This window comes from Actinomadura viridis (assembly GCF_015751755.1).
GTDB lineage: Bacteria > Actinomycetota > Actinomycetes > Streptosporangiales > Streptosporangiaceae > Spirillospora > Spirillospora viridis.
In genome coordinates, this window is sequence record NZ_JADOUA010000001.1 from 8,841,911 (window position 1) to 8,867,975 (window position 26,065).

At 72.9% G+C, this 26,065-nt stretch carries 23 protein-coding genes; 13 read left to right on the plus strand and 10 right to left on the minus strand.

What is annotated here, in order from left to right; translation table 11 throughout:
* Positions 1 to 3: 3 nt before the first annotated feature.
* From IW256_RS40195 to IW256_RS40205, 3 genes are all read right to left on the minus strand, one after another.
* A complete protein-coding gene (locus IW256_RS40195; protein WP_197015929.1) occupies positions 4 to 762 on the minus strand; it encodes a TioE family transcriptional regulator in 759 nt (252 codons plus the stop codon).
* Positions 763 to 900: 138 nt separating this feature from the next.
* Positions 901 to 1,389: a DUF1059 domain-containing protein gene (locus IW256_RS40200; RefSeq protein WP_231404120.1), complete on the minus strand. Its 489-nt coding sequence runs from the start codon at positions 1,387 to 1,389 to the stop codon at positions 901 to 903.
* 76 nt (positions 1,390 to 1,465) lie between these two features.
* Entirely contained in the window at positions 1,466 to 1,828 is a 363-nt protein-coding gene (locus IW256_RS40205; protein ID WP_197015930.1) for a cupin domain-containing protein, read from the minus strand.
* A gap of 210 nt (positions 1,829 to 2,038) precedes the next feature.
* Between IW256_RS40205 and IW256_RS40210 the strand changes: the two genes are divergently transcribed.
* The 4 genes from IW256_RS40210 to IW256_RS40225 are packed head-to-tail and all read left to right on the plus strand — an operon-like array spanning position 2,039 to position 9,827.
* Positions 2,039 to 2,383: a CU044_2847 family protein gene (locus tag IW256_RS40210; protein ID WP_231404121.1), complete on the plus strand. Its 345-nt coding sequence runs from the start codon at positions 2,039 to 2,041 to the stop codon at positions 2,381 to 2,383.
* Between the two features lie 5 nt (positions 2,384 to 2,388).
* Positions 2,389 to 4,083 (plus strand): VMAP-C domain-containing protein, encoded by a 1,695-nt coding sequence (locus IW256_RS40215; RefSeq protein WP_197015931.1) that lies wholly within the window; start codon positions 2,389 to 2,391, stop codon positions 4,081 to 4,083.
* Position 4,084: 1 nt separating this feature from the next.
* Positions 4,085 to 5,077, plus strand: coding sequence for an AAA family ATPase (locus IW256_RS40220; RefSeq protein WP_197015932.1), 993 nt, complete (start codon positions 4,085 to 4,087; stop codon positions 5,075 to 5,077).
* Positions 5,061 to 9,827, plus strand: a complete 4,767-nt coding sequence (locus tag IW256_RS40225; RefSeq protein ID WP_197015933.1) for an SAV_2336 N-terminal domain-related protein — start codon at positions 5,061 to 5,063, stop codon at positions 9,825 to 9,827. The genes IW256_RS40220 and IW256_RS40225 overlap by 17 nt, the downstream gene beginning before the upstream one ends.
* 467 nt (positions 9,828 to 10,294) lie before the next feature.
* Here IW256_RS40225 and IW256_RS40230 read toward each other — a convergent pair whose 3' ends face one another.
* Together IW256_RS40230 and IW256_RS40235 are read right to left on the minus strand one after the other, a co-directional pair.
* Complete coding sequence (locus tag IW256_RS40230; protein WP_197015934.1) at positions 10,295 to 10,486, minus strand: DUF397 domain-containing protein; 192 nt, start codon at positions 10,484 to 10,486, stop codon at positions 10,295 to 10,297.
* The gene (locus tag IW256_RS40235; RefSeq protein WP_197015935.1) at positions 10,483 to 11,064 is read right to left on the minus strand and encodes a DUF5753 domain-containing protein; all 582 of its coding nucleotides are present in this window, start codon (positions 11,062 to 11,064) and stop codon (positions 10,483 to 10,485) included. Before IW256_RS40235 ends, IW256_RS40230 begins: the two co-directional genes overlap by 4 nt.
* Positions 11,065 to 11,387: 323 nt before the next feature.
* Between IW256_RS40235 and IW256_RS40240 the strand changes: the two genes are divergently transcribed.
* Both IW256_RS40240 and IW256_RS40245 read left to right on the plus strand, forming a co-directional pair.
* Positions 11,388 to 11,867: an ATP-binding protein gene (locus IW256_RS40240; RefSeq protein WP_197015936.1), complete on the plus strand. Its 480-nt coding sequence runs from the start codon at positions 11,388 to 11,390 to the stop codon at positions 11,865 to 11,867.
* On the plus strand, positions 11,864 to 12,331 hold the full coding sequence (locus tag IW256_RS40245; protein WP_197015937.1) for a hypothetical protein: 468 nt from the start codon (positions 11,864 to 11,866) through the stop codon (positions 12,329 to 12,331). Before IW256_RS40240 ends, IW256_RS40245 begins: the two co-directional genes overlap by 4 nt.
* Before the next feature lie 40 nt (positions 12,332 to 12,371).
* On the opposite strand, the gene IW256_RS40250 is transcribed toward IW256_RS40245, so the two are convergent.
* Positions 12,372 to 12,773, minus strand: coding sequence for a winged helix-turn-helix transcriptional regulator (locus tag IW256_RS40250; protein WP_197015938.1), 402 nt, complete (start codon positions 12,771 to 12,773; stop codon positions 12,372 to 12,374).
* A gap of 107 nt (positions 12,774 to 12,880) precedes the next feature.
* Between IW256_RS40250 and IW256_RS40255 the strand changes: the two genes are divergently transcribed.
* Together IW256_RS40255 and IW256_RS40260 are read left to right on the plus strand one after the other, a co-directional pair.
* On the plus strand, positions 12,881 to 13,726 hold the full coding sequence (locus IW256_RS40255; protein ID WP_197015939.1) for an NAD(P)H-binding protein: 846 nt from the start codon (positions 12,881 to 12,883) through the stop codon (positions 13,724 to 13,726).
* A 220-nt stretch (positions 13,727 to 13,946) separates the two neighbouring features.
* Positions 13,947 to 14,387, plus strand: coding sequence for a DUF2267 domain-containing protein (locus IW256_RS40260; protein ID WP_197015940.1), 441 nt, complete (start codon positions 13,947 to 13,949; stop codon positions 14,385 to 14,387).
* Positions 14,388 to 14,409: 22 nt separating this feature from the next.
* Here the strand turns inward: IW256_RS40260 and IW256_RS40265 are convergent, their stop codons facing one another.
* Entirely contained in the window at positions 14,410 to 15,828 is a 1,419-nt protein-coding gene (locus IW256_RS40265) for an RtcB family protein (protein WP_197015941.1), read from the minus strand.
* A gap of 188 nt (positions 15,829 to 16,016) precedes the next feature.
* On the opposite strand from IW256_RS40265, the gene IW256_RS40270 reads away from it, so the two are divergent.
* From IW256_RS40270 to polX, 3 genes are all read left to right on the plus strand, one after another.
* Positions 16,017 to 16,409: an archease gene (locus tag IW256_RS40270; RefSeq protein ID WP_197015942.1), complete on the plus strand. Its 393-nt coding sequence runs from the start codon at positions 16,017 to 16,019 to the stop codon at positions 16,407 to 16,409.
* Between the two features lie 63 nt (positions 16,410 to 16,472).
* Positions 16,473 to 17,276 (plus strand): sigma 54 modulation/S30EA ribosomal C-terminal domain-containing protein, encoded by an 804-nt coding sequence (locus tag IW256_RS40275; RefSeq protein WP_197015943.1) that lies wholly within the window; start codon positions 16,473 to 16,475, stop codon positions 17,274 to 17,276.
* A gap of 12 nt (positions 17,277 to 17,288) precedes the next feature.
* Complete coding sequence (gene polX, locus IW256_RS40280; RefSeq protein WP_197015944.1) at positions 17,289 to 19,007, plus strand: DNA polymerase/3'-5' exonuclease PolX; 1,719 nt, start codon at positions 17,289 to 17,291, stop codon at positions 19,005 to 19,007.
* A 106-nt stretch (positions 19,008 to 19,113) separates the two neighbouring features.
* Here polX and IW256_RS40285 read toward each other — a convergent pair whose 3' ends face one another.
* Both IW256_RS40285 and IW256_RS40290 read right to left on the minus strand, forming a co-directional pair.
* On the minus strand, positions 19,114 to 20,217 hold the full coding sequence (locus tag IW256_RS40285) for a Mur ligase domain-containing protein (RefSeq protein WP_197015945.1): 1,104 nt from the start codon (positions 20,215 to 20,217) through the stop codon (positions 19,114 to 19,116).
* 203 nt (positions 20,218 to 20,420) lie between these two features.
* Positions 20,421 to 21,764: a GAF domain-containing sensor histidine kinase gene (locus IW256_RS40290; protein ID WP_197015946.1), complete on the minus strand. Its 1,344-nt coding sequence runs from the start codon at positions 21,762 to 21,764 to the stop codon at positions 20,421 to 20,423.
* A 112-nt stretch (positions 21,765 to 21,876) separates the two neighbouring features.
* On the opposite strand from IW256_RS40290, the gene IW256_RS40295 reads away from it, so the two are divergent.
* Positions 21,877 to 22,521, plus strand: a complete 645-nt coding sequence (locus IW256_RS40295; protein ID WP_307829419.1) for a response regulator transcription factor — start codon at positions 21,877 to 21,879, stop codon at positions 22,519 to 22,521.
* Here IW256_RS40295 and IW256_RS40300 read toward each other — a convergent pair.
* Positions 22,518 to 22,952 (minus strand): response regulator, encoded by a 435-nt coding sequence (locus tag IW256_RS40300; RefSeq protein ID WP_197015948.1) that lies wholly within the window; start codon positions 22,950 to 22,952, stop codon positions 22,518 to 22,520. The genes IW256_RS40295 and IW256_RS40300 overlap by 4 nt on opposite strands.
* A 180-nt stretch (positions 22,953 to 23,132) precedes the next feature.
* On the opposite strand from IW256_RS40300, the gene IW256_RS40305 reads away from it, so the two are divergent.
* Positions 23,133 to 26,003 (plus strand): FAD-binding and (Fe-S)-binding domain-containing protein, encoded by a 2,871-nt coding sequence (locus IW256_RS40305; RefSeq protein WP_197015949.1) that lies wholly within the window; start codon positions 23,133 to 23,135, stop codon positions 26,001 to 26,003.
* Positions 26,004 to 26,065: the final 62 nt, after the last annotated feature.

Here is a 26,065-nt window from a genome sequence, read left to right on the forward strand (position 1 = left end):
ACGTCAGGGCGCCGGGGCCGCCGACCCCTCCCTGAGCGCCCCGTCCGGGCCGCCGGTGAGGTACCCGTACAGGTGGCCCGAGCCGTCGAGCATGGCCGTGGCGCGCCGCGCCAGCTCCTCCCTGCGCTCGGCGAGCGCCGCGCGCAGCGCCTCACTGCCGCCCGTCCGGCGCAGCCCCTCCAGGACGGGACGGATCTGGGGCAGGCGGTAGTGGCCCTGCCGGAGCAGGTGGATCATCTGCGCGTCCCGGACGTCGGCCGGGCCGAACCGGCGGTAGCCGGTGCCGGGCTCGCGCCGGGGCGCCAGCAGCCCGGCCGACTCCCACACGCGCAGGGCGGAGGCGCGGACGCCGAGGCGCGCGGCCACCTCGCCGACGCGCAGGCCCGACCGGGGCGGTGCCGGGACGCCGGAGGGAGGCGCCGCCGCGACCGCTTCGAGCGCCTCGCCGGTCGCCTCCAGGGAAAGCCGCTGCTCGTGCAGCGCGGCATGGGCCTCGTTCACCAGCGCCAGCGCCCCCGGGACGTCGCCGGCGTGCACGGCCCGCATGATCGACTGCGCGGTGAGGCCGCCGTACCCGCGGCTCAGCGCCCGGAAGGTGAGCAGCGCCCGGCGATGCCGGTCGTCCAGCCTGCGGTATCCGGAGGGGGTGCGCGGCGCCGGGGGCAGCACGCCCGCGTCCACGTAGTTGCGGATCTGCTGGGTCGACAGGCCCGCCATCCGCGCCAGGTCGACGGGGCGCAGCCCGGCCTCGACACGTCCCATCGGCTCACCCGCTCCGATCGCACTCAACCCACGGATTTGAGGGTTGGTCGCCGATCATCTCAGGATCGCCGGTCTCTTCGGCTCGAAAGTATCAACAGCACGGGGCGCCCGGCTCCGGGCGCCCCCGCCCAGCCGCCGTCACCGGCCGGGCGGCTCGTCGCGCAGGGACTCGCGCAGCGAGGCGCGCAGCTCCTCGTCGTCGGTGTGCCCGTGGGCGCTCACCGCGTGCTGCGCCGCGGCCTCCAGGACCTCCTCGGCGGGGCCGCTGATGGTCAGGCCGCACCCGCGCTCGCTGGGGATGTCCCGGCAGTCGAGCGTCTTGCGGGTCGGCGTACGGTGGTCGACCTCGTCGACCACATCGAGGTCGCGGTAGCGCAGCGGCGTCCCGCTGAGCGCGGTGAGCTTGCCCGCGAGCTCCCCGGTCTCGGGTAGTTCCGAGTTGACCCTGGCCGCCTCCGCGTCCGGGAACTCCACGAACATCACGTACGTGTCGTCCTGGTCGCGGTCCTTGGCGGTGATGGTGCGCAGCGCCGTGCGGCGGCCCTCCGTACGGGCGCTCCACTCGTCGGCCAGCGCCCGCGCCTCGGCGAGGCGCGGTGTCCTGATCTCCACGGTCTGGATGAACATTGTGAATCTCCCCTCGCAATCTGAGGCAAGGCGGCCGGCCCCGATCTCGGGGGGCGGCCGCGATGCCGGGGCGGGATCAGCCGCGCTTGGCGTAGCCGGCGATCTCCCCGAAGTCGATCAGGACGCACTCCTCGTCGCCCACCACCTCGGCGTCGTGGCCGGGCGGGATGGCGACGGCGTCGCCCGCGCCGAGTTCCTTCTCCGTGCCGTCGGACATGGTCACCCGCATCCGCCCGGACACGCAGAAGCCCAGGTGAGAGGTCTCGCACCGCTCGGTCCCTGCGATCGGCCGGACGTCCTTGGACCAGCGCCAGCCGGGCTCGAACGTGCCGCGGGCCACCTGGCGTCCGCCCAGCGTCACCACGTCCGCCTTGCCGTTGTGCTCGAACTCGCGCGTCTCGTCGGGCCGCTGGAAGTTCTTGACCTCGAGCTGTGCCATGGTTCCCCCCGTTTACCCAGAGTGACGGCGTTCACTGCCGCCCTACCCAGGGTGAAATCGGGACAATCAGGTCAACTGCCGGAGGGTGATCGGGCCGTGACGGCGTGACCGGCCCCGGTCATGCCGGCGGCGATTCGTCCTTCTCCGCCCACGATGCTGATCTTGATGGATCATGGAGGAGAATGTCACGGCGGGCGAGAGGGGGCGGCCTTGAGCGAACTGGTGCGCTGGGAGACCGATCAGGGGTCGATCGTCGTCGAGATGGACCAGGACGACCCCGGGTTCGAGATGGTCTCCCGGGTCGACGACGTCATCGGGCAGTCCAGGACCAGGCTTGAGGACGCGCTGAAGAGCGTACGGGGCATGGCCGAGTCCGCGCTGACGGCGCTCAAGGACGTCTCGGTGACGCCGGACACGGTCGAGCTGGAGTTCGGCGTCAAGCTGAACGCCGCCGCCGGCGCGGTGATCGCCCGGACCTCCGTCGAAGGGCACATGAAGGTCAAGCTCACCTGGGGCGGCGCCGCGGTCGCGGGCGGTGCCTCCGACGGGGACTGATGTCCGTGCCCGACCTGACGTGGCGCGCCCGGGTGCGCGGCGGTCCCGGCGGCCGCCTGGGCGCGGGCTTCCTGATCGCCCCCGACCTGGTGATGACCTGCGCGCACGTCGTCCGCGACCTGGACGAGGCGGTGGTCGACTTCCCCGGAGTCCAGCACGACCTGCCCGCCAAGGTCGAACGCTGCTCGGAATGGCGGCGGCAGGGCGACGGCGGGGACGTGGCGCTGCTGCGCCTGAGCGCTCCCGCCCGGCCGCGGCCCGCGCGCCTCGCCCACCTCCGCGACCTCGGCAGGGCCCCGCGCGAGCCCGGCAACCCGTTCGGCCTGCGGACCTACACCACCTACGGGTTCCCCAAGCCGGCCGAGTCGCACGAGCGGCACGCCACCGTGCGTTCGGGCCCGCACATGGTCCAGCGCCAGGAGTGGTGGCAGCTCGACCCCGTGGCGGGCGAACGGGTCCAGAAGGGCTACAGCGGGGCGGCGGTGTACGACCCCCGGACCGGAGAGGTCGCGGGCATGGTCACCGAGGCGGACGCCGCGACCGGCACCGCGAAGATGCTGCCGATCACCACGATCCGGCTCTACTGGGACGAGCTGGACGATCTGCTGCCCCTGGACTGGCTGACCTCCGAGGCCCGCCGGGAACTGCGGCTCCTGCTCGCCGGGATGCCGTGCACCGAGGCGATGCGCGCCGAGGTCTTCCGGCTCACCGGGGGGAAGCCGCGGCTGCGGTCGGCCTGGGATCCGGTCCGCCACCTCGGGGACGGATGGCCGGAGGAGCCGGACCGGCTCCGCGACTACCTGACCGCGCTCGACCAGTACCTTCCCCCCGAACCGGCGGCCGAGCTGGGCCGCTGGATCGCGCGGCACCTGCCCGCCGCGCGCCCCCTGCCCGCCCCCTCCAGGCCCGCCGCGGTGGTCGTCCGGCTGGATCCGCTCACCCACGGCGGATTCGACCTGACCGTGCAGACCTGGATCGACGGCGTCACCGCGACCTCCTTCCCGACGCGGACGGTCGCCAAGGAGGAGGTGCGGCGGGCGGTCGAGGACGGCGTGCGGGAGGCCAGCCGCGAGGTCGTCGACCACGACTGGCGGATCGAGTTCGCGGTGCCGCTGCGCTGGCTCACCAAGCCGTACGACGAGTGGACCATCGCCCGCGGCATGCCGATGCGGCGGTTCCCGCTGGTGGTACGGGACGTCGAGCGCCTGCGCCCCCGGTCGGCCGGCGCCTCCCCGGACGACCACCTGCGCCGGTACCAGGCCCGGCAGCGCTGGGAGGTCCTCGGCGGGAGCCCGCGGCCCGCCCCGTACCCGATCGGCTGCGACACCCATCCGCGCACCAAGGCCGGCCTCGAACGGAAGCTGGAGGCCCGGCTCGACCGCTGCCTGCTGGTCTACGGGGCCCGCCCGCCCACCGCCTGGCTCCAGGCGGCGCTCGGCACGGGCGTCCCCGTCATGCTGTGGCCCCGGGGCCGATGCACCGACCACGAGCACGGCGACTGCCACGGCCACCGCCTGCGCGACGACCTGGTCGAGGCCGTCCGGCAGAGACCGCCCGAGGACCTGCCCAGGGTCGCGATGGAACTGCGCAGGCAGGCGTCGGACGCCCCGGAGGACGAACCGCACTGCGGCCGGGGCCTGACCCTGTTCTACGACGACCCGTCCCGGCTGCCCGACCCCCCGTGCTCCATGGAGATGTGAGATGCCCGACTGGCTGCTCTACACCGGGAGCCGCACCTCCCACGACGGCATCGACCGGCTGCCCGCCCCGCCGCCGTGGCGCGCGTTCGACGGCGGGCCGGCGCTGCCCACCCCGTCCGCCCCGCCCATCCCGTCCGGCGGCGCCCCGCACCAGGCGATCACCTACCTGCCGTCCGCCGACGCCGTCCAGCAGGTCAACGCCGCCCTCTACCTGCGGCGCCCGCTGCTGGTGACCGGCCCGCCCGGCACCGGCAAGTCCACCCTGGCCTACGCGGTCGCCCACGAACTTCGCCTCGGACCCGTCCTGCACTGGCCGATCACCAGCCGGGTGACGCTCCGGGACGGGCTCTACCAGTACGACCCGATCACCCGGCTGTACGCGGCGGCCCGGGACGGCCGCGACGTCCTGCCCGACGACGACATCGGCCGGTACCTGCGGCTCGGCCCGCTGGGCACCGCGCTGCTCCCGTACGAGCGGCCCCGGGTGCTGCTCGTCGACGAGATCGACAAGAGCGACATCGACCTGCCCAACGACCTTCTCACCATCTTCGAGAAGGGCGAGTTCGAGATCCCCGAGCTGGTCCGCCGCGCCGACCCCCGCGCCGGGGTGATGACCGCCGACGGGCCGCGGGTGGCGATCGACCGGGGGACCGTCCGCTGCCGCGCGTTCCCCCTGGTGGTGATGACCAGCAACGGCGAGCGCGAGTTCCCCCCGGCGTTCCTCCGCCGCTGCGTGCGGCTGGAGCTGAGCCGCCCCGACGGGGAGGCGGAACTGGCCGCGATCGTCCGGGCGCACCTGGGCGACCTCGCCGACCAGAGCGAGGACCTGATCCGCCGCTTCCTCGAACGCTCCAGCGCCGGCGCGCTCGCCACCGACCAGCTCCTCAACGCCGTCTACCTGCTGCGGCACGCCGACGCCCCGGACCGCGGGCGGCTGGCCGACCAGATCATGCCCTACCTGAACGGCACGCCCGCCGATGACGAGGACGAGTGAGCCGGCGCCGGTCGAGCGCCTCCGCGACGTCCTGACCGCGACCGGCCCGCCCCCCGACGCCCGCGAGCTCAGCGAGATCCTCTGGCTGGCCTCCCACCTGACCCCGCCCGCCGAGGACGCCGCCGCCACGCCGCCCGCCCGGGAAACGCCGCCGGACGCCGCCCGGGACGGCGAACCGGCCGAACTCCCCCAACCGGACGCCCGACCCCCGGGACCGCGCCGCCCGCCACGCGAGCGCACCCCCGTCCACCCCGCCCCCGAAGGCGACGCCGACCCGCCGGGCGACACCGCCGCGGTCGACGTCCTGGTGCCGACCGCGCCGATGCTGAACGATCCGCGGGGCCTCCAGCGCGCGCTGCGCCCGCTGAAGCGCCGGGTGCCCTCCCGCACCCGGCGGCGGCTGGACGAGGAGGCCACCGCCGCCCGGATCGCCGACACCGGCCTGTGGGTCCCGGTGCTGGTCCCGGAGCGGGAACGCTGGCTGGGCGTCGATCTCGTCGTGGACACCGGGCCCTCCATGCGGCTGTGGCGCCCGCTGGCCGAGGAGCTGACCGAGGCCCTGGTACGGCAGGGCGCGTTCAGCGACGTACGGGTGTACTACCTGCGCGAGTCCGGCGGCGTGGCGGTCGCGCCGGGCGGAGCCCCGCGCGCCCCCAGGACACTGCTGGACCCGTCCGGCCGGCGGGCCGTGCTCGTGCTGAGCGACTGCTCCGGGCGGCACTGGTGGAACGGGCGCGCGGGCGCGAGCCTGCGCCACTGGGCCGCCGCGGGCCCGGCGGCGATCCTCCAGCCCCTTCCCGAACGGATGTGGCGCCGCACCGCCGCGCCCGTCTCCCCGGGCACGGCCGTCCTCCCCAGGCCCGGCGCGCCCAACACCGACCTGCGGTTCGACCCGTACCACGACGAGCCGGGGGACGGCGTGCCCGTCCCCGTCCTGGAGATCTCGCCCCGCTGGTTCGGCGACTGGGCGGCCCTCCTGGCGGGCTCGGGCCCGCGCCCGGTCGCGATGACCACCGTCACCGGCCGCGTGCGCGACGCCGCCCCGGTCCGCCGCGAGCGTGACCTGCCGGTGGGGGAGCGGGTCCGCCGCTTCCTGGCCGTCGCCTCCCCGGCCGCCTGCGAACTGGCCGCCCACGTCGCGGTGTCGGTCCCGTCGCTGCCCGTCATGCGCCTCATCCAGCAGCGCGTGCAGGACGGGGCGGGCCCCGGCCCGCTCGCCGAGGTGCTGCTGAGCGGCCTGCTGCGCCCCCTCGGCGGCTCCGCGGAACGGTACGAGTTCGTCCCCGGCGCCCGCCAGGCGCTGCTGGACACCCTGCCGCGCTCCGAGGGCCTGCACACCCTGCACACCCTGGAGATCGTCTCCGCCGAGATCGAACGCCGCGCGGGCTCCACCGGCAGCCGTTTCCCCGCCGTGATCCCGCTGTCGTCCCGTTCCACCGCCGGCCGCCGCGCCGCCACCCTGGGCTGGGGCCCGTTCGCCCTGGTCAACGCCGAAGCCCGCCGCCTCATCCTCCCGCCCGCCCCACCCCCGGCCCACCCCGACACGTTCCAGACCGTCGTCAATTCGGGAGGTTTCGGACCGCCCGGCGGCCCGCCCGGCGGCGTCCAGCCGCCGCAACTGGTGCAGGTGCCCCTGCCCACCGCGCAAGAGATTCCCGGCCCGCCGGATCCGCCGGGCCGGATGGACCTGATGGACCTCCTCGGCTCACCCACCCCGGAGAGCATCGCGCGCACATGGCGGGAGTCGCGGCCGGGTCGGACCGGGGTGCCCATAGGAACCTGGGAGGACGGCAGCCTGCTGTTCCTGGACCCGTTCGACGGCCACGTATGGGTCATCGGTGGGCCGCCCCGGCGCGATCTGGTGCGGACCATCCTGCTGGGGCTCGCCATGAGCTGGTCGCCGCGCGCGGTCCGCTTCACGTTCGTCGAGAACGCGCCCGGCGGCGCGTACGACGACCTGAGCATGTTGCCCCACGTGGACGGACCAGGGGGCGGTCAGGCGGCCGGGGAACCGTACGCCGGGGCGGTGGCGCGGCTGCGCGAGGAGGCCGCTGCCCGTGCAGACGTCCTCGCGGACATGGACGTCCCGGATTGGGACGCCTACCAGGCACTCCGGACCGGGCGCGATCAACTTCCGAGGCGGGTCGCGGTGGTCGATGACCCCCATGCCCTGGACGACGCCGCGGGCGAACTCCTCAATCTCGCCATCGAAGGATCCAGGCTGGGCATCCATCTGATCTTCAGCGCCTCGGATGTATCGGATGCATCGCACAACGCCCGTGCTCCGCTGCCGCCGGCACTCGGCCGGCGGATCGTCCTCGATACGCCGCCGGATACGGCCACGCTGTTCTCCGGGCCGGCCTCTCCCGGCACCGGCGCGCCGGCGGACCTGCCGCCGACCATCCGTTTCCGCCCCGCGCGCCCGCAGACCTTCGCCGAATGGTCCCGGATGGTGCGGATTGCGGCTGAGATCGAGCACGGCGAGCGTCCCCCGCTCGGGTTCGGCGCGAAGAACGAGCGGATCGACGTCCCCTTCGACATCACGGGCAGGCCGGGGACATCGGGTGTGGTCGTCGGCGACCGCGCCGAACGGCAACGTCTCCTGCGCCTGATCGTGACCTCACATGCCTCCGAGGACGTCGGCGTCATCCTGGCCGGACTCGGTGACGCGCCCCTGGGCGAAGGCCCCACGCCGTCCAACGTGCTGAGCGCGCAGGACGAGCTGCTGGGAGACTCCGAGGGGCTGCGCCGCCTCATCGGCGCTCTGTCGGACGAGATCGAGCAGCGCCAGGCGCCCGCCCCACGGAGCGACCGTCCACGGCCGCTGATCGTCGTCATCGACGTGTCCCTGACCCTCCCCACTCACAGGCCCGAGCTGGGCGAGCTGCTTCTCCGCATGGCGCTGCATCGCAAGAAGCTGGGCGTCCACCTCATCGTCGCGACGACTGAGATCGAGGACACCACAGTGTGGGACCGGCTTCTCGCGCTTCTCGACTGGCGTATCGCGGTGAGCCCGGTCTCACCGAGCACGTCACAAAGGCTGTTCGGCCACGCTCAGCTCTCCTGGCCACCCTCCGGCACATCCCCCCACATCCATCTGCGGACCGGCCGGAAGGCACCAGTGCTCGTCCGGCTGGCGGAGCCCCTGCCTCCGCCGCGAGAGGCCGGGCGTCCCCTCCCGCCGGAGCCCGCCGGAGCCGATCTCGCGACCTTCATCGACCAGGCATGGCGGAGAGCGCAGCGCGCGGACGCCGCCCTGATCGGCGTGGACGAGGACGACGACCCGGTGGTCCTGGAGCTACGGGAGCACGGGGTCATCACCGGAGCGGAGGGCCGGGACGAGCTGGTGCGTTCGGTCATTCTCAGCCTGGCGCTGGCGAATCCACCGGACGTGCTCAGTTTCACCTTGCTGGATCCACTGGCGAGCGACGTGTTCACCGGCGTCTGGCGGTTGCCTCACGTGGCCGCGACCATCGCCGGACGGCTGGAGCGGGAGCGCGCGTATCACCATGAGAGCACGCTCGCCTCCGAACTCGACCGGCGAGCGGAGGCGCTCAAGACACTGCCTCCCGATCAGGACGTCCCCGCGCCCCTCATGCTTGTCGTGTTCAACGACGCCTCGCCGAGCGTGCTCGGCACCTGGCTCCCTCACCTCCTCATATGGATCGCCCGCCACGGCCCTCGCCTGGGCGTCCATCTGGTCCGGGTCGTCCCGGTTGAGGATGGCGCGTCACTGTCCGACGGGATGTGGCACCTCGCCACCCATAGCCCGGGGATGGCGACCCTGTCCGCGAGGGGGAACCCGCCGGTGTATTTCTTCCCGTATCGGCCGTCCGGCGACCTCGACCAGATCGTCCAGACGATGGCAAGGTTCGGCAGGGAGTCGCCGCCCCTGGGCGCGGGACCGGTGCGCCCGAAGGCCCCGCTTCCCGACCTGCTGGCACCAGACCGGCTCCCACCCGTCTCCGGCCGGCGGATTCCCATCGGCGTCGAGGACGGAACGCACGCCCCAGTCATGATCGATCTCGATGCCGATCCGCATCTGCTGGTCGTGGGCCCGCCCGGAGCCGGGAAGACCAACCTGCTGCGCCTGATCATCAGCGGCATCGCCGACCGCGGCGACCCCGAGGGCACCTTGATCTGCATCATCGACCCGCGCGGCGCACTGTCCGGGCTGGCCGCCGACCTCGGTGCGGGCTTTCCCGCCGACACCGGCTTCGATCTCCCCATGAGCTTCGGGGACGATGACGACGAGCCCGCAGCCGACGACGGGGACATCGAACCGGAAGCGGACCTCCCTCCCGAACGCGGGGTCCGTTACGCCGAGACGGCCGAGGACATCAACCTGCTCGTGGCGGAGCTGGCGGAGGTGCTGCTGCTGCGCCTCCAGCCGGAGCACGGCGGCACCCCCGCGACCACCTCCAAGGTTTACGTGATCGTCGCCGATCACCATCGGCTGGCCGATGACCAGACCGAGAAGCTGAACAACCTGGTGACGGAACTGGCGGGCCGATCCGGCGTCCATTTCGTGGTGTCGCGTATCGCGTCCGCCGGAGAAGACCCTCTCGAACCGGCGCTCCGGGGCCTCCACCGGGCGGGGGCCACCGGCGTGTTCATGGCGTACAGTCATGGGGCCGAGTCGCAGGCGTGGGGCGTCGAACCTCCAGGAGGCGGCGAACTTCCGCCGGGACGTGCCATCCTCGTCCAGGGTGGGGAGCCGAAGCTGATCCAGATCGCCACCCTCCCGTAGCACCCCGCCCGGACGTTGGAAACCGGACATTTCCGGGACGACGCGTCCCGCTCTTCGTTGACTTGCGGCGAGTTGCTGCCTCAGACACACCCCAAGGCAGCAACTCGCCGCAAGTCAACGTGCTCCCCGCCCAGTGGATCTTGAAGATCGGCTCACGCGACACCTGATCCGAGGCAGAGGAAGGGCAAGAAACGCAGCTGCCGGTCGCGGAACTTCGCGGTGTTCGCCGATTGGAGCGTGCCGGGGGTGCGCGTGACCGGAGGGTCAAGCCGAGAGGGTAGGGCCGCGCTTGGTCTCGTGCTCGTCGGGACGCCGGTGATCGCCCGATTCGCCGGTTGCTGCTCAGGCGGTCAGTATCACCCGAGCGGGCCCGAAGGCGCGTCCTTCGGCCCACCATGCGCGAAAGCGCGCGCCGCAGCGGCGCGCGCCTTGGCCCCCGACCCAATGGTCGGGACTACCCTGCTGGTTCAGACGTCCAGGTCATCTCGCTTCACACGCCTAACCAACTCGCTGAAGCCGGCAGGCGACAGGGTGAGGTGACCAGCGTCCGGAGCCTTGCTGTCTCGGAGGCCAACGGCTCCGTCGAGCTGAGCGACCTCAAGGCAGTCAGACTGAGTCGTGGCGCTGCCGCTACGGCTGGACTTCCTCCAGATGGTCATGAGTACCGCTCCATGGTTTCTACGAGCAGGCGCAATGATGCGTCCTTGGGCAGGGCTACGTCTCCGATGCGGTCAAACCAATCCCGATACGAGGATATCTCGGTCGCATCCTGGACGAGTCGCCCGCCGCCCTGCGCGACTGTGTAGACCACATCGGCGCCGTCCACCGTCATGATCTTGAACGAGCCGTCGCGGCCGACGTGTGCGCCTACGTCCCTGGGGACGACTCGCACGGTGATGTTGGGTTGGCGAGCCAGTTCAACGAGGCGCGCGAGTTGTGCTCGCATGATCTCCGGCCCGCCGACGGGCTGGTCCAGGACGCCTTGATCCAGGATCACCCACACCCTCGGCCTTGGTTTGCGGTCTAGGCACGTCTGGCGGCTTAGGCGGGCCGCCACTCCATCCTCGACGTCCTCAACGCCGGATGCCTCGAACATCGCTCGGGCGTAGGCTTCGATCTGAAACAGGCCAGGGACCCAGCCAAGCTCCCAGATTCGCAGGTGAGAAGCCTTGGCCTCGTGCTCTGAGTGAGTCTTGAACCACTCGACTTCGTGCCCCGCCTTGGCGAACTTGACCAAGCGCTCAAACCGGCCTCCTGTGTTCCAAGCCGTATCAAGCTTGATCGCATGAGCACTCTGAAGTTTGGTGTCTCCTGATTCAACACGTGCGACTAGAGACCGGTCCCTGTTGATGATTGCGCCCACATCGGCTAGCGAGAGACTGCGCTCGTGTCGGTGTCTGCGCAGCTCAAAAGCTATGTGGTCCCACAGGTTCCCATCCGGATCAAAGGGGGGATGTGTACGCATGATCACTCTCCGGTTGTCGCATTTATTGAGCTCTCCTAGCCAAAGATAGGGGAGCGGGCTGACTCTTGCCATAGGCGGAACGGCAAGGAGTGAGCATGTTGAACGCGAAAGTGGGCAATCGAGACGAGCTGGACATGACGTGCCTGGCGGCGCGGACGGCGCCGGGGCAGGCTCGAACGCTGGTGGAATTGCGGCTGGCCTCGTGGGGGCTGGCGCGCTTGCGCGATGACGCGACCTTGATCGCCAGTGAACTGGTGACCAACGCGGTAATTCACACGCCGGACGACGGAGAGATCCGGCTACGGCTCACGCGGCAGCCTATGGGGGTGCTGCTGGCGGTGTGGGATTCCTCGGACGCCCGGCCGGTGCGCAAGCGTTCCATGTGGGCGGTGGCCGGAGGCGCGGCGGCGGATGCTGAGGCGCTGGCCCTAGATCATGACGACGGTACGGGCGGGCGGGGGCTACTGATCGTCGAAGAACTGGCGGACGCGTGCGGAGTGACCGAGACCGAGCCACGCGGGAAATGGGTGTGGGCGCGCATTGGGGGCGCGGCGCGGCGGGGGCGGAGGCGATGACCGGTGAACGGGCTGGACGGCCGGTCGAACCTGCGGCGCTCGGTTCTTCGGGGGTGGTCGGAGAAGGCATGGGGACCGGCATGGCGCATCGCCCTGGCCATGGGGGAATGAGCCTGGATTGCCCGCTGTCGTGTCTGGGGCTGGAGACCGTCCGGGACCTTCTGCGGGTGGTGTCGGCTGAGGTGCTCGGGTTCGCTCCGTGGCTGTCGGAGACGGAGGCGCCGCACGTCTGTGAGCGGGTGACGTTGGCCTGCCCGGTGCGGTGCTTGCGGCTGTCCCAGCATGCGGAGCGGGCACTGACCCGTGATCGCGGTTACGGGTTGACCGTAGGCGAGGTGCTGGCGCTGGCACAGACGGGCAAGTTGTGGGATGTCCGGTACTTCGGGCCCTGTCGGGTGCGCGAGGTTGAACGCGCGTTGCTGGCTGCGGGGTTCTCGGCGGATGAGAATCCGTACCTGGTGTGACTGTCGGGTGAGGCGGCCCCGGCTTTCAAGGAAGCTGGAGTCAGGCGCGGGGCGATCCGGCTTCGTCGTAGTGGCGGCGGGCCTGCTCTACCTGTTCGAGGTTGGTGGAGGCCCACTCGGAGAGGTGGGCGAAGAGGGGGGCGAGGCTGCGGCCGAGCTCGCTGATCTCGTACTCGACACGCGGTGGCACCTCGGGGTGGTAGGTGCGGATGACCAGGCCGTCGCGCTCCAGCTGACGCAGGCGCTGGGTGAGCACCTTGGGGGTGATGCCCTTGATGCGCCGCTCCAGCTCGACGAACCGCTGACGGCCGAACGTGTGGAGCGACCAGAGGATGGGCGTGGTCCACCGGCTGAACACGATCTCCACGACCGGAGCGATCGGGCAGGCCAGCTCCGGGTCGTCCAGGGCCTCGGGCGCGGGCCGGCTCGTCTCGGTCGCCATGGCTTCCACCCCTCTGAGGTAGTTACTTTCCTCTAGGTACCTACTATACCGAGGCTGTTAGCGTCCCCGGCGTCACGAGAAATCACAGCGAGACACGGGAGTCGATCATGATCGTGGTGACGGGTGCGACCGGGAACGTGGGCAGGTCGCTGGTGCGGGCGCTGGCGGAGACCGCGGAACGGGTGACGGCGGTGTCGAGGGGGATGGCCCCGGTGGACCTGCCGGGCGGGACCCGGCACCTACGGGCCGACCTGGCCGCGCCGGAGACCCTGCGGCCTGCCTTCGACGGTGCCGAGGTCCTGTTCCTGCACGACGGCGGTGCGGGCGGCCACGGGCTCGATCCGCGAGCCATCCTGGACGTGGCCAGGGGCGCCGGGGTCCGGCGGGTGGTGCTGCTGTCCTCGCAGGGCGTGGTGACCAGGCCGGAGTCCCCCTCGCACGGTGGCGTCATGCGGGCGATCGAGGAGGCGGTGCGCGAGTCGGGCCTGACCTGGACGATCCTGCGGCCCGGCGCCTTCGCGTCCAACGCCTACGCCTGGGTGGAGTCGGTACGCGCCGAGCGGACCGTCGCCGCGCCGTTCGGCGACGTCGGGATCCCGGTGATCGATCCGGCGGACATCGCGGAGGTCGCGGCCGTGGCCCTGCGCAAGGACGAGCACGCGGGCCAGGTCCACGAGCTGAACGGACCGGCGGCCGTCACGCCCCGGCAGCAGGCCGAGGCGATCGGCGCGGCCCTCGGAGAGCCGGTGCGGTTCGTGGAGCTGACCCCGGCCGAGGCGCGCGCACGGATGTCCGCGTTCATGCCGGGGCCGGTGGTGGAGACCACGCTGGCCATCCTCGGCGAGCCCAAGGCCGCCGAGCTGCGGCTGAGCCCGGACGTCGAGCGGGTGCTCGGCCGCGCGCCCCGTCCCTTCGCCGAGTGGGCCCGCCGCAACGTCGAAGCCTTCCGGTGACGTGACGGGGTCGCAGGCGGCTCTGGCACGTTGACTTGCGGCGAGTTGCTGCCTCGGGAACGTTCCCACACGACAACTCGCCGCAAGTCAACGTCTCGCCCAACACGCGGTCCGGACGATCGGGGGCGTCGCGGGGGAGTCTTCGGGCTCGGGGTGGGCAGGGGTCCGGGGAGAAGGGCCGTCCGCGCCGACGACCGAGGACACACGATGGGGGGATCCCATGTCGTTCACCGGTATTCACGGGCTTGACCACAGCATCAACAGCACCAATGAATGGATCGCCGCCGTCGCCTCGGCGTTCGAGACCGAGGACCGCGACTTCGCCTACCGCGTGCTGCGGGCCTGGATGCACAGCATGCGCGACCGGCTCACGGTCGAGGCGGCGGCCCATCTCGCGGCGCAGCTGCCCGAGCTGCTGCGCGGGGTCTTCTACGACGGGTGGAGCCCGCGGCACATGCCGTACAAGTACGACGCGCAGCGGTTCGCCGAGCGGTTCGCCGACGAGGCGCGGGTCGCCCGCACCGATGTGCACAGGACGGCCTCGACCGTGACCGAGGTGGTCATGTCGCGGATCGCTCCGGGCGGGGTGGAGCAGGCGCTGCGCCAGATGCCGGACGAGCTGCGCCGCCTGGTGTCCGAGAAGGAGGTCTCCCGGCGCTGACCGTCGCCGTCACCCCTCGCCGTCACCCCTTGACGACGCCGAGGGGGACGAGGCGGGCCACCTTGCGGCACAGGCCCGCGCCCTCGGCCGCGTCCACGACGGCGTCGATGTCCTTGTAGGCGGCGGGTGCCTCCTCGGCCAGGCCCCGCCAGGAGGCGCCGCGCACCGCGATGCCGGCGGCCTGGAGCCGTTCGCGCAGGTCCCGGCCGTGGACGGAGCGGGCGGCCTGGTGGCGGCTCTGCCGGCGGCCGGCGCCGTGGCAGGCCGAGTCGAAGGCGGGGTTGCCGGGCACCCCGGTGAGTACGTACGAGGCGGTGCCCATCGTGCCGGGGATCAGCACCGGCTGCCCGGCCGCCCGCAGGTCGGGCGGCAGCACGGGGTGGCCGGGCGGGAGCGCGAGGGTGGCGCCCTTGCGGTGGACGCACAGCCGCCGCGGCTCGCCGTCCACCGGATGGGTCTCGATCTTGGCGAGGTTGTGCGACACGTCGTACACCAGGTCCAGGTCGCAGCCGTGGACGGCGGCGAAGGCGCGGCGGGCGGCCTCGGTGAGGAGCTGGCGGTTGGCGCGCCCGTAGTTGGCCGCGGCGGCCATCGAGGCCAGGTAGTCGCGTCCCTCCGGCGACTCGGCCGGGACGCAGGCCAGCTGCCGGTCGGGGACGTCGATGCCGTATCGGGGCATCGCCGTCTGCATGGCGTGGACGTGATCGGTGCAGATCTGGTGGCCGAGCCCGCGCGACCCGCAGTGGATCATGAAGCAGACCCGGCCCGGTCGCAGCCCGAACGCCTCGGCGGTCGCCGGGTCGTAGACCCGTTCGACCGCCTGTACCTCGGCGAAGTGGTTGCCCGACCCCAGGGAGCCGAGCTGCCCGAGGCCGCGCTCCTCGGCCCGCGCGCCGACCAGGCCGGGGTCGGCGCCGGACATGACGCCGAGGTCCTCGCACCGGGCCAGGTCACGGGGGACGCCGTGCCCGCGCTCCACGGCGTACGCGGCGCCGCCGGCCAGCACCCGTTCGAGTTCGGCGCGGCCGGGCAGGTGCCAGACGGCGCCGCGGCCGAGGCCGCGGGGGATCGCGGCGCCCAGCCGGTCCATCAGCGTCCCGGCGCGGGCGGCGAAGGCGTCCCGGTCGAGGCCGGCGGCCAGCAGCCGGACCCCGCAGGAGATGTCGAACCCGACCCCGCCGGGCGAGACGACCCCGCCCGCCGCGGTGTCGGTGGCGGCGACCCCGCCGATCGCGAACCCGTACCCCCAGTGGACGTCCGGCATCGCGAACGAGGCGCGGACGATCCCCGGCAGCGTGGCGACGTCCGCCACCTGCCGCAGCGACCGGTCGGCCTCGGCGCCGGGCAGCAGGTCCGCGGAGGCGAACACCACGCCCGGCACCCGCATCGCCCCCCGCCGTTCGATGCGGTACCGGTACGGGCCTTCCCGGGTGATCTCCATGGGCGTTCCCCCTGTGAGCGGTCGGTCGCGCGCCGTGTACTCCCACCCTGCGGCGGGCGGGGGCGGGCCGGGGGAGGGCCAATGCCCCGGGCGCGAAGGCCGAAAGTCCCTTCGGGGCCTTTCCGCCGCCCGACGACACTGAGGGTGTGAGGGCGGCCGGAAGGGACCAGAGGACCGGCCATCGCACCGTGCCGCACACGGCCGATCTGCGGATCGAGGCGTGGGCGCCCACGCTGGAGGGGTGCGTCGTCGAGACGGTGCGCGCGATGGTGGCGGCGTTCGCCGACCTGTCGGGCGCCGCCCCGGCCGGGACCCGGGTGATCGACTCGGCCGCCGGTGACGCCGAGGGGCACGTGCTGAACGTGCTCGAAGAGGTCATCTACCTGATGGACACGGCCGGGGAGCTGCCCCGGGACGTCGTGGTCCGGCGTACCCCGGGCGGCCTGCGGGCCGAATGCGCGATGGCCGGCGTCGCGGACGCCGTCCTCATCGGGGCGGTCCCCAAGGCGGTCTCGTACCACGAACTGTCCATGACCGGACGCGACGACGGATGGCACGGCTCGGTGACGCTCGATGTGTGACGCCCCGGAGGGCCGGGACGTCACCGCCGCGCGGCCGGCCGGCCACGGCGAGGAGGCCAGGAGATGAGCGGTACCAGGAACCGGACGCGGACGATCCCCGACGTCATGGTCGGGACCAGGGGAGAGGTGCCCCGGTGGGCGACCGAGATGGCCCGCGACCGGGTGGCCGCGGCGCTCGGCCTCGCCCCCGAGCCGGTGCTGTTCGCCCGGGTGAGGCTGGAGGTGTCGCCCGATCCCGCGGTGGCGCGGCGGGCGACCTGCCAGGTGAACGCGGACGTCAACGGGCGGCTCGTCCGGGTGCAGGTGGCGGCGTCGGGCCTGCGCGAGTCCATCGACCTGGCGCACGACCGGCTGCGGGGACGGCTGGAGCGGATCGGCCGCAACTGGGAGGCCGTCCGGGGCGCGCGGCCCAAGCCCGGCCCGAACGAGTGGCGGCACGGCGCCGAGCCCGCGCACCGTCCCGACTACTACCCGCGCCCCGCCGCCGAACGGGAGATCGTGCGGCACAAGGCGTACGCGCTGGAGCGGCAGAGCGTGGACGAGGCCGTGTTCGACATGGACATGATGGACTACGACTTCAGCCTGTTCACCGACGTGGAGACCGGCCAGGACAGCGTCGTGTACCGCAGCGGTGACGGCTACCGGCTGGCCCAGGCCGAGCCGCCGGCCGAGCGCGCCGACCCGGTGGCGGTGCCGCTGACGGTGAGCCCCCAGCCCGCGGCGCGGCTGGACGAGGCGGAGGCGATCGAGCGGCTGGAGATGTCCGGGCAGCCGTTCGTGTTCTTCCTCGACCGGGCCACCGGGCGCGGCCGGGTCCTCTACCACCGCTACGACGGCCACTACGGCCTGATCGTCCCGGTGGCGTAGGCGGCGGACGCCATGCGGGCCAACGACGAGGTCGGCGCGCTGCTGGAGGAGTACGCCGACCTGCTGGCGATCACCGGGGCGGAGGACTTCAAGGTCCGGGTGTACGAGAAGGCCGCCCGGTCGGTGGGCGGGTACGCCGCGGACATCGCCCGGCTGGACGACGCGGGGCTCCGCGGCATCCCCAACGTGGGGAGGTCCATCGCGGCGAAGATCGAGGAGTACCTCGCCACCGGCGCCATCCACCGGCTGGAGGAGCTGCGGACCGAGGTCCCGGCCGGGGTGCGGCGGCTGACCCTCGTCCCCACCCTCGGGCCGAAGAAGGCGATGGTGCTGTACCAGGAACGCGGCATCGACTCGGTCGAGGCGCTGGCCGCGGCGATCGACGAGGGCCGGCTGCACGGCCTGCACGGCTTCGGCTCCAGGACCGAGGAGAACCTGCGGCACGGGATCGAGATCCTGCACAAGGCCGGTCAGCGGGTCCCGCTCGGCGCCGCGATGGAGGTCGCCGACGCGGTGGTGGCCGAGATCGCGGCGGCCGGCGGCTGTGAGCGCTGCGCCTTCGCGGGCTCGCTGCGCCGGATGAAGGACACCGTCGGGGACGTGGACGTCCTGGCCACCTCGGACCGGGCGCCGGCGCTGATGGCCGCGTTCACCCGCCTGCCGCTGGTGGACCAGGTGATCGCGACCGGGGACACCAAGACCTCCGTCCGCACCGCCGCGGGCCTGCAGGTGGATCTGCGGGTGGTGCCGCCCGAGGACTGGGGCGCGGCGCTCCAGTACTTCACCGGGTCCCGGGCGCACAACATCCGGACCCGGGAGATCGCGGTGCACCGCGGGCTCAAGCTCTCCGAGTACGGCCTGTTCGACGTCGAGAGCGGCGCGAAGATCGCGTCCCTGACCGAGGAGGACGTCTACGCCCGGCTCGGCCTGCCCTGGATCCCGCCCACCCTGCGCGAGGACACCGGGGAGATCGAGGCGGCCCTGGCCGGCACGCTGCCCGACCTGGTGACCGAGGCGGACCTGCGCGGCGACCTGCACACCCACACCGACCTGACCGACGGGCTGGCGGGCCTGGAGGAGATGGCCGCCGCGGCGGCGGCCCGCGGCCATGACTACTACGCCGTGACCGACCACGCCCCCGCCCTGGCCATGCAGCGGATGACCGACGAGAAGATGCTGGCCCAGCGGGCGCGGGTCCGCGAGCTCGACGGCGCCTACGGCGGGATGCGCCTGCTCCACGGCACCGAGCTGAACATCGACCCGGACGGCGGCGTGGACTGGCCGCCGGACTTCCTGGCCGGGTTCGACCTGTGCGTCGCGTCGGTGCACTCCCACTTCGAGCAGCCCCGCGAGGAGATGACCCGCCGGCTGGTCCGGGCCTGCGAGAACCCGTACGTGAAGATCCTCGGCCACCCGAGCGGGCGGGTGATCGGGCAGCGTCCGCCGGTGGAGGCCGACTGGGACGAGGTCTTCGCCGCGTGCGCCCGGACCGGCACCGCCCTGGAGATCGACTCCTTTCCCGACCGGCTGGACCTGTCGGCCGAGCACGTCCGGCGGGCCCGGAACCACGGCGTGCGGTTCGCGATCGACAGCGACGCGCACGCCGTCCCGCACCTGCCCTACCTGCGCTACGGCGTGGGCACCGCGCAGCGCGGCTGGCTCACCGCCGACGAGGTGATCAACACCTGGCCGCTGGACCGCCTGACCGGCTTCCTGAAAGCGGACTCCTGAAACCGGGCTCCTGAAACCGGGCTCCGGAGCCCCGGCCCGGAGCTGAAGCGGGGCGTCGTCCACGCATGGCGGGGCCGTCCGGTGCCCCCGGGGCCGGACGGCCTGATCAGAGGGACGGGTGATCGCCGAGCGCGTCCAGGACCAGACCGGCCAGACGCTCGACCGGCGGCTCGCCGCCGACGATGACGATCACATCACCGGGCCGGGCCTGATCGGTGATCCTCTGCACCGCCGGGGCGGCATCCGAACGCCGGGCGTCGACGCCCTGTTCTCCAGGCGAGGGCCGGACGGGCTCCAGCGTCACGATCTGGTCGACGTCCTGGAGGAGCGCGGAGATCCTGATGGTGTGGGCGAGCAGGCCGTCGGCGACGGCCAGGACGTGCACGCGGCCGTCCCCGCCGGTCAGTTCCCAGGCGGCGGCGAGGTCAGCGCCGATCGCATCCGGCCGGCGGGCCACCGAATCGATCACGGTCACGGAGCGCGTCCCGCCCGCGATGGTGAGGTGCCGGTGCACCCCCTGGTAGCTCTCCAGAGCCCGGGCCGCCTCCATGGGGGCGATACCGAGGGCGGTGGCGGCGGCCAGCGCCCCCATGGCGTTGTCGGCGTGCACGGGCACGGGCACGTCCGCCCAGAGGACCTCGCCGTCCGGGCCTTTGGCCACGATGCGGTTCCCGCTCCCGTATCGCCGGGATTCCATGGTCCAGGTCGCTCCGGGACCCGGCCCGTAGGTCACCAGGTTGCCGGGGCCGGCACCGTCCGCCAGTGCCTCCAGCCTGGCCTTCTCCTCGTGAGAGGCGATGACCGTCCCGAACTCCCCGATCCGTGGATAGGACTCTCCAGGACAGCCTCCGCTGATCACGCAGATGTCGGGCGTCACCGTGGCCAGGGTGGGCGGGTCGGCCTCCAGCACCAGAGGAGCGCCCGCACCCCGCCTGGCCCGTGACCCGGGGCCGTAACCGACCAGGTCCGCTCCCAGGATCCAGGACGGGTCGCTTTCCAGGACGCTCAGGATGTGGGCGAGCATCGCGGCGGTGCTCGTCTTGCCGCGGAGCCCGGTGACCGCGATGGACACGTGGGAGTCCATGATCTCCTGAAGAGGCCGGCCGCGGTCGCCGAGGGGGACGTCCTGTCCGCGGGCGCTGGTCTCCCTCTCGTTCCTCGCCCGCCTGCGACGCGCGATGGCGTTCCGGGCGACGGTGTTCGTGATCATGACGGTCCCCTCGCGTGGATGTTCCGGCTCTGCTACGAGCCTGGTCGCTCGCGGGCCCCTGTGTCATCACGGCCAGCGGCCATCCCATCGCGGGGGCGGACGGGTAGCGCGGCATACCTGCTAGCTGCAATGTGCGGTTCGCGCGCCGGCCGGCCGGGCGCTCCGAGGACGGTCAGAAGCGTCGCCGGCGGACCGGACGGCGCTCAGCCCGGGCGGACGGGCAGCGAGACGTCCAGCCGGGTGCCCCCGCCCGGCGGGCTGTCGATCGCGATCGTTCCGTCCAGCGCCTCGATCCGGTCGGTGAGCCCGATGAGGCCCGAGCCCGCGGCGGGGTCCGCGCCGCCGACGCCGTCGTCGCGTACGCCCAGGTTCAGGCGGTCGCCGGTGACCTCCGTCCGAACCTCGACGGACGAGGCGTGCGCGTGCTTGACGACGTTGGCCAGCGCCTCCGCCACGAAGTAGTAGGCGGCGACCTCGGTGTCCGGGGGGAGCCGGTCACCGATCCGCACGTCGAGATCGACGGGGATGGGGGACCGCCGGGCCAGCGCCTTGAGCGCGGGCCGCAGACCACCCTCGCTCAGGATGGCCGGGTGAATGCCACGGGAGATCTCCCGCAGCTCGTCGAGCGCCGCAGCCAGCCCGTCGGCGACCGCCGCGATCTTGGACCGCAGTTCGGGCAGTGCGGCGGGGGTGTCGGCCTCGGCGGCGCGCAGCTCCAGCGCCAGCGAGACGAGCCGTTGCTGGGTGCCGTCGTGCAGGTCGCGCTCGATGCGCTGCCGGGTCTGGTCGGTCGCCGCCACCACCCGCGCCCGGGAGGCCATCAGGTCGGCACGGGCCTGAGCGTTGGCGATGGCGGTGCCGAGCAGGCCGGTGAAGCGCGAGAGCCGCCGTTCGATGCCCCGGGGCAGGGGGTCCTTGCGGTTGGAGACGGCCGCCAGTCCCCACAACCGGCCGTTGACGACGACCGGCACGGCCACCGCCGAGCGGATGCCGGCTCGGCGGAGGATCGCGGCGAGCTCACCGGGGGCGTCGTCGTAGCCGTCGATCCGGCTGGGCTCGCCGGTGCGCAGGATCTCGGCCGCGAGGTTCTGGCCCGTGGTCGACACCCGGGACCCCAGCGGCAGACCTGCCGGGATCTTGCTGTACGCGCCCACCACCAGAACGGTGCCATCGGGCTCGAAGCGGGAGAGGCTCGCTCCGTTGGAGCCCGCCACCAGTGCCATCTCCTTGGCCATCGCGGCGAACACTTCGGACGGCGGTGTCCCCGAGGCGACGAGGGTCGCGACGCGCCGGAGGGCGGCCTGTTCTTCGGCGAAGCGGACCACGTCCTCGTACCGCTCTTCGAGCATGTCGGACAGGGCGTTCAGCGACCGCGGCGGGGGCCCGGTCCTCCGGGGAGGGTCCTCGGGCGTGCTCGCGTCGAGGACGCCGGCCGCCAGCCGGCCGGCCAAGTCCGTCGCCCGCCGCAGGCGCCGGATCGTGATCCACACGAGGCCGAGGCCCAGGGCGGCGACCACGATCAGCACCGTCACGGCGATCGTCACCATTTGGCCAGCATATTTCGTGGTTTCGGCTGGACCTTATAGCGTGGCCTCTAGCATGAGCGTCGCAGGGGGCAGCGGAACGAGGACGCGGCAGGACGGTGAGGCCACGGGCCCCATCCGCGTCGTTCTCGCAGATGACGACGTCCTGCTCCGTGAGGGCGTCGCGAGCCTGTTGGTCCGCTCCGGCTTCGAGCTGGTGGGGCAGGCCGGGGACGCTTCGCAGCTGCTCGCGCTGGTCCGCGAGCACCTCCCCGACCTGGTGATCGTCGACATTCGCATGCCCCCGACGCAGACCGACGAGGGACTGAAGGCGGCACGGGCCATCCGGGAGCGGCATCCCCAGATCGGGATCGCCGTGCTCTCGGCGTACGTCGAGGTGGAGCCCGCGATGGAACTGCTGGCCGGCGGGCGGGGGATCGGGTACCTGCTCAAGAGCCGCGTCACCGACGTGGCGGACTTCATCGAGACGCTGCGGCGGCTCGTCAAGGGCGGCTCGGTCGTGGACCCCTCGCTGGTCCAGGAACTCGTCGCCTCCCAGCGGCGTGATGATCCCCTGGCCGCCCTCAGCCCGCGTGAGCGCGAAGTTCTCGCGCTGATGGCGGAAGGGCTCTCCAACGCCGGGATAGCCCGAAAGCTCTGGGTCACCGAGGGAACGGTCGAGAAGCACGTGCACAGCATTCTCAGCAAGCTTCCGCTCGGTGACACCGATGACGACCATCGGCGCGTCCTGGCGGTCCTCGCGTACCTGGACGCCCGTTAGCAGGACGAGACCATCTCGATGATCGCCGCGGGCGAGAGCTCGAGTTTCCCCAGGAACCCGGCCACCGGGACGGCCGCGATGAGATCTTCGTAATCCGCTCGCGCGCGGGCCGAGATCAGGATGACCCGCGGACCTCCGGCACCCCCGGACCCCGCGCGTTCGGACTCCGCGCCTTCGGACCCGGCGCGTTCGGACCCCGCGCGTTCGGACTCCACGCGCTCACCGAGCCGCCGCGCGACCTCGAATCCGCTCTCCGGGCCGAGGTCGATATCGAGCAGGACGACGTCGGGCCGGAGTTCGTCGATCTTCTGGAGCGCGTCGTCGGCCGTCGTGGCGGCGCCGACGACGGAGACCGCTCCACCGTCGAGCAGCCCCCGGGCCGCTGCGATGAAGCGGCTGCTGTCGTCGACGATCAGGCAGCGGACAGCCATACGGCCATGATGGCAAACGGGGCGGACGGCTCACATGCATGCTGGCTGGAAGACCGCGTTCGCCTCCCCGAGCGGGGCACCCCCGGTGGGCCGGGCGGCGGGCCGGGGCATCGCCGACGATCGACCCAGGGGTGGTGCCCGGGAGGGCTTGTCCCGGGCGGGGCCGGGTAGGCGCCCGGCATGGGCCTTCAGCAGGAACTCCGGGCACATGTCGACGGCGAGGTGCGGTTCGACGAGGGATCGCGGGCCGCCTACTCCCACGATTCCTCCAACTACCGCCAGACCCCGATCGGGGTGGTGGTGCCCCGCACCGTGGAGGCGGCGGTGGCCGCGGTCGGGGTCTGCCGCGACCACGACGTCCCGGTGTTCTCCCGGGGCGGGGGGACGAGCCTGGCGGGGCAGTGCTGCAACGAGGGCGTGGTCATCGACTGGTCCAAGTACTGCCACCGCCTGCTGTCGGTGGACGGCGACCGGGCGCTGGTGGAACCCGGCGCCTGCCTGGACGACCTCAACGCCGAGCTGGCCCCCCGCGGGCTGATGGTCGGGCCGAAGCCGTCCACCCACGACACCTGCACGATCGGCGGCATGATCGGCAACGACTCCTGCGGCGCGACCGCCCAGGCGTACGGCAAGATGGCCGACTCGGTGCTGCGCCTGGAGGTGCTGACCTACGACGGCGAGCGCATGTGGGTCGGGGAGACCTCCGAGGAGGAGTACGAGCGGATCCTGGCCGCCGGGGGCCGGCGCGCCGAGATCTACCGCGCGATGCGCGGCCTGGTGGAGGAGAACCTGGCGCTGATCCGTACCCGCTTCCCCGACATCCCCCGGCGGATCTCCGGGTACAACCTGGACTCGCTGCTGCCCGAGAAGGGCGCGCACGTGGCGCGGGCGCTGGTCGGCAGCGAATCCACCCTGGTCACGGTGCTGCGGGCCGAGATCAGGCTGTTCGAGGTGCCGCGGTACCAGGCGCTGGCCGTGCTGGGCTACGCCGACATCGCCGCCGCGGCCGACGCGGTTCCGGAGGTCGCCCGGCACCGCCCGCTGGCGCTGGAGGGCGTCGACCACACGCTGATCAGCCTGGCCCGGGTCACCCGGCTGGCCGGCGAGGACGTGGTGCGGGAGCTGCCCGAGGGCGCGGGGTGGCTGATGGTGCGGTTCGGCGGCCGGACCCGGCAGGAGGCGGAGGACCGGGCGCGGCGGCTCATCGAGGAGTCGGGGGACGCGCACACCGCGTTCATGGACGACCCGGCCGAGGAGGAGCGCGTGTGGCGGGTCCGCGAGGCCGGGCTGGGCGCCACCGCCTACCCGCCGCGCGGGCCCGAGACCCACGAGGGCTGGGAGGACGCGGCCGTCCCACCGGACCGGCTCGGCGACTACCTGCGCGACTTCCAGGCCCTCCTGCACGACTTCGACTACCGGCACTGCTCGCTGTACGGCCATTTCGGGCAGGGCTGCGTCCACACCCGGATCCCGTTCGACCTGGAGGACCCCGGCGGGGTGGCCGAGTACCGGCGGTTCGTGGAACGGGCCGCGCGGCTGGTCGCCTCGTACGGCGGGTCCCTGTCGGGCGAGCACGGCGACGGCCAGTCGCGGGGCGAGCTGCTGCCGATCATGTTCGGCGGGGAGGTGGTCGAGCTGTTCGGCCGCTTCAAGCGGATCTGGGACCCGGCCGGGCGGATGAACCCCGGCAAGGTCGTCGACCCGTACCGGCTGGACCAGAACCTCGACCTCCTCGGCTACCACCCCGAGGAGCCGCCGACCCACTTCTCCTACCCGCACGACCACGGGCGGTTCACCCACGCCGCGTCCCGCTGCGTCGGCATCGGCCAGTGCCGCGCCACCTCCGGCGGCGTCATGTGCCCCAGCTACCGCGTCACCCAGGAGGAGGAGCACAGCACCCGCGGCCGGGCCCGCGTCCTCATGGAGATGATGCGCGGGGAGACCATCACCGGCGGCTGGCGCTCCAAGGACGTCCACCGCGCGCTCGACCTCTGCCTGGCCTGCAAGGGATGCAAGAGCGACTGCCCGGTGAACGTGGACATGGCCACCTACAAGGCCGAGTTCCTCGCGCACCACTACCGGCGGCGGCTCCGGCCGCCCGCGCACTACTCCATGGGCTGGCTCCCCCTCTGGGCGCGGCTCGCCTCGGCCGCGCCGCGCACGGTCAACGCGCTGACGCACGCGCCCGGCCTGGCCCGCGCGATCAAGCTCGCCGGGGGTGTCGACCCGCGCCGGGAGATACCCCGGTTCGCCGAGCGGACGCTCATCGACTGGTTCGCCGGACGGGGCGTGCGGGGCGACGGCGACCCGGTGATCCTGTGGCCCGACACCTTCACCTCCCACTTCCACCCGGACGCGGGCAAGGCGGCCGTACGGCTGCTGGAGCGGTTCGGCTACCGGGTGGACATGCCGCCCGTCCCCCTGTGCTGCGGGCTCACCTGGATCTCCACCGGGCAGCTCGGGATCGCCGAACGCGTCCTGCGCCGGACGGTGGCGGCGCTCGCGCCCCGGCTGCGGCGCGGCGAGCGGGTCGTGGTCCTGGAGCCGAGCTGCGCGGCGGTGTTCCGTTCGGACGCCCCCGACCTGCTGTACGGCGACCTCGACGTCAAGCTGCTCCGGGAACGGACCGTCGCGCTGCCCGAGCTGCTGCTCGACCGGGTCCCGGCCGCCCCGCCGCCCGGCACCGGCATCGGCGCCGTCGCCCAGCCGCACTGCCACCAGCACGCCGTGTGGGGGTTCGAGGACGACCGCCGCCTGCTGGAGCGGGTCGGCGTGCGGACGAGGGTGCTGGACGCCGGCTGCTGCGGGCTGGCCGGGAACTTCGGCTTCGAGCGCGGCCACCACGAGGTGTCGGTCGGCGCCGCCGAGCTGGCGCTCTGGCCGGCGGTGCGCGACGCGGGCGAGGGCACCCGCGTCCTGGCGGACGGGTTCTCCTGCCGTACGCAGATCGAGGCGGGCACCGCGGCGCACCCGGTGCACCTGGCCGAGCTGCTCGCCGAGGTGCTGCTGCGCGCCGAGGCCCCGGCCGGGGAACCGGCCCCCGCCCGCTGACTTCCCGCGCTCACTTCCCGCGCCGACCCGCGCACTGAGCCCGCCCCCCCGCCGAGCCGGGC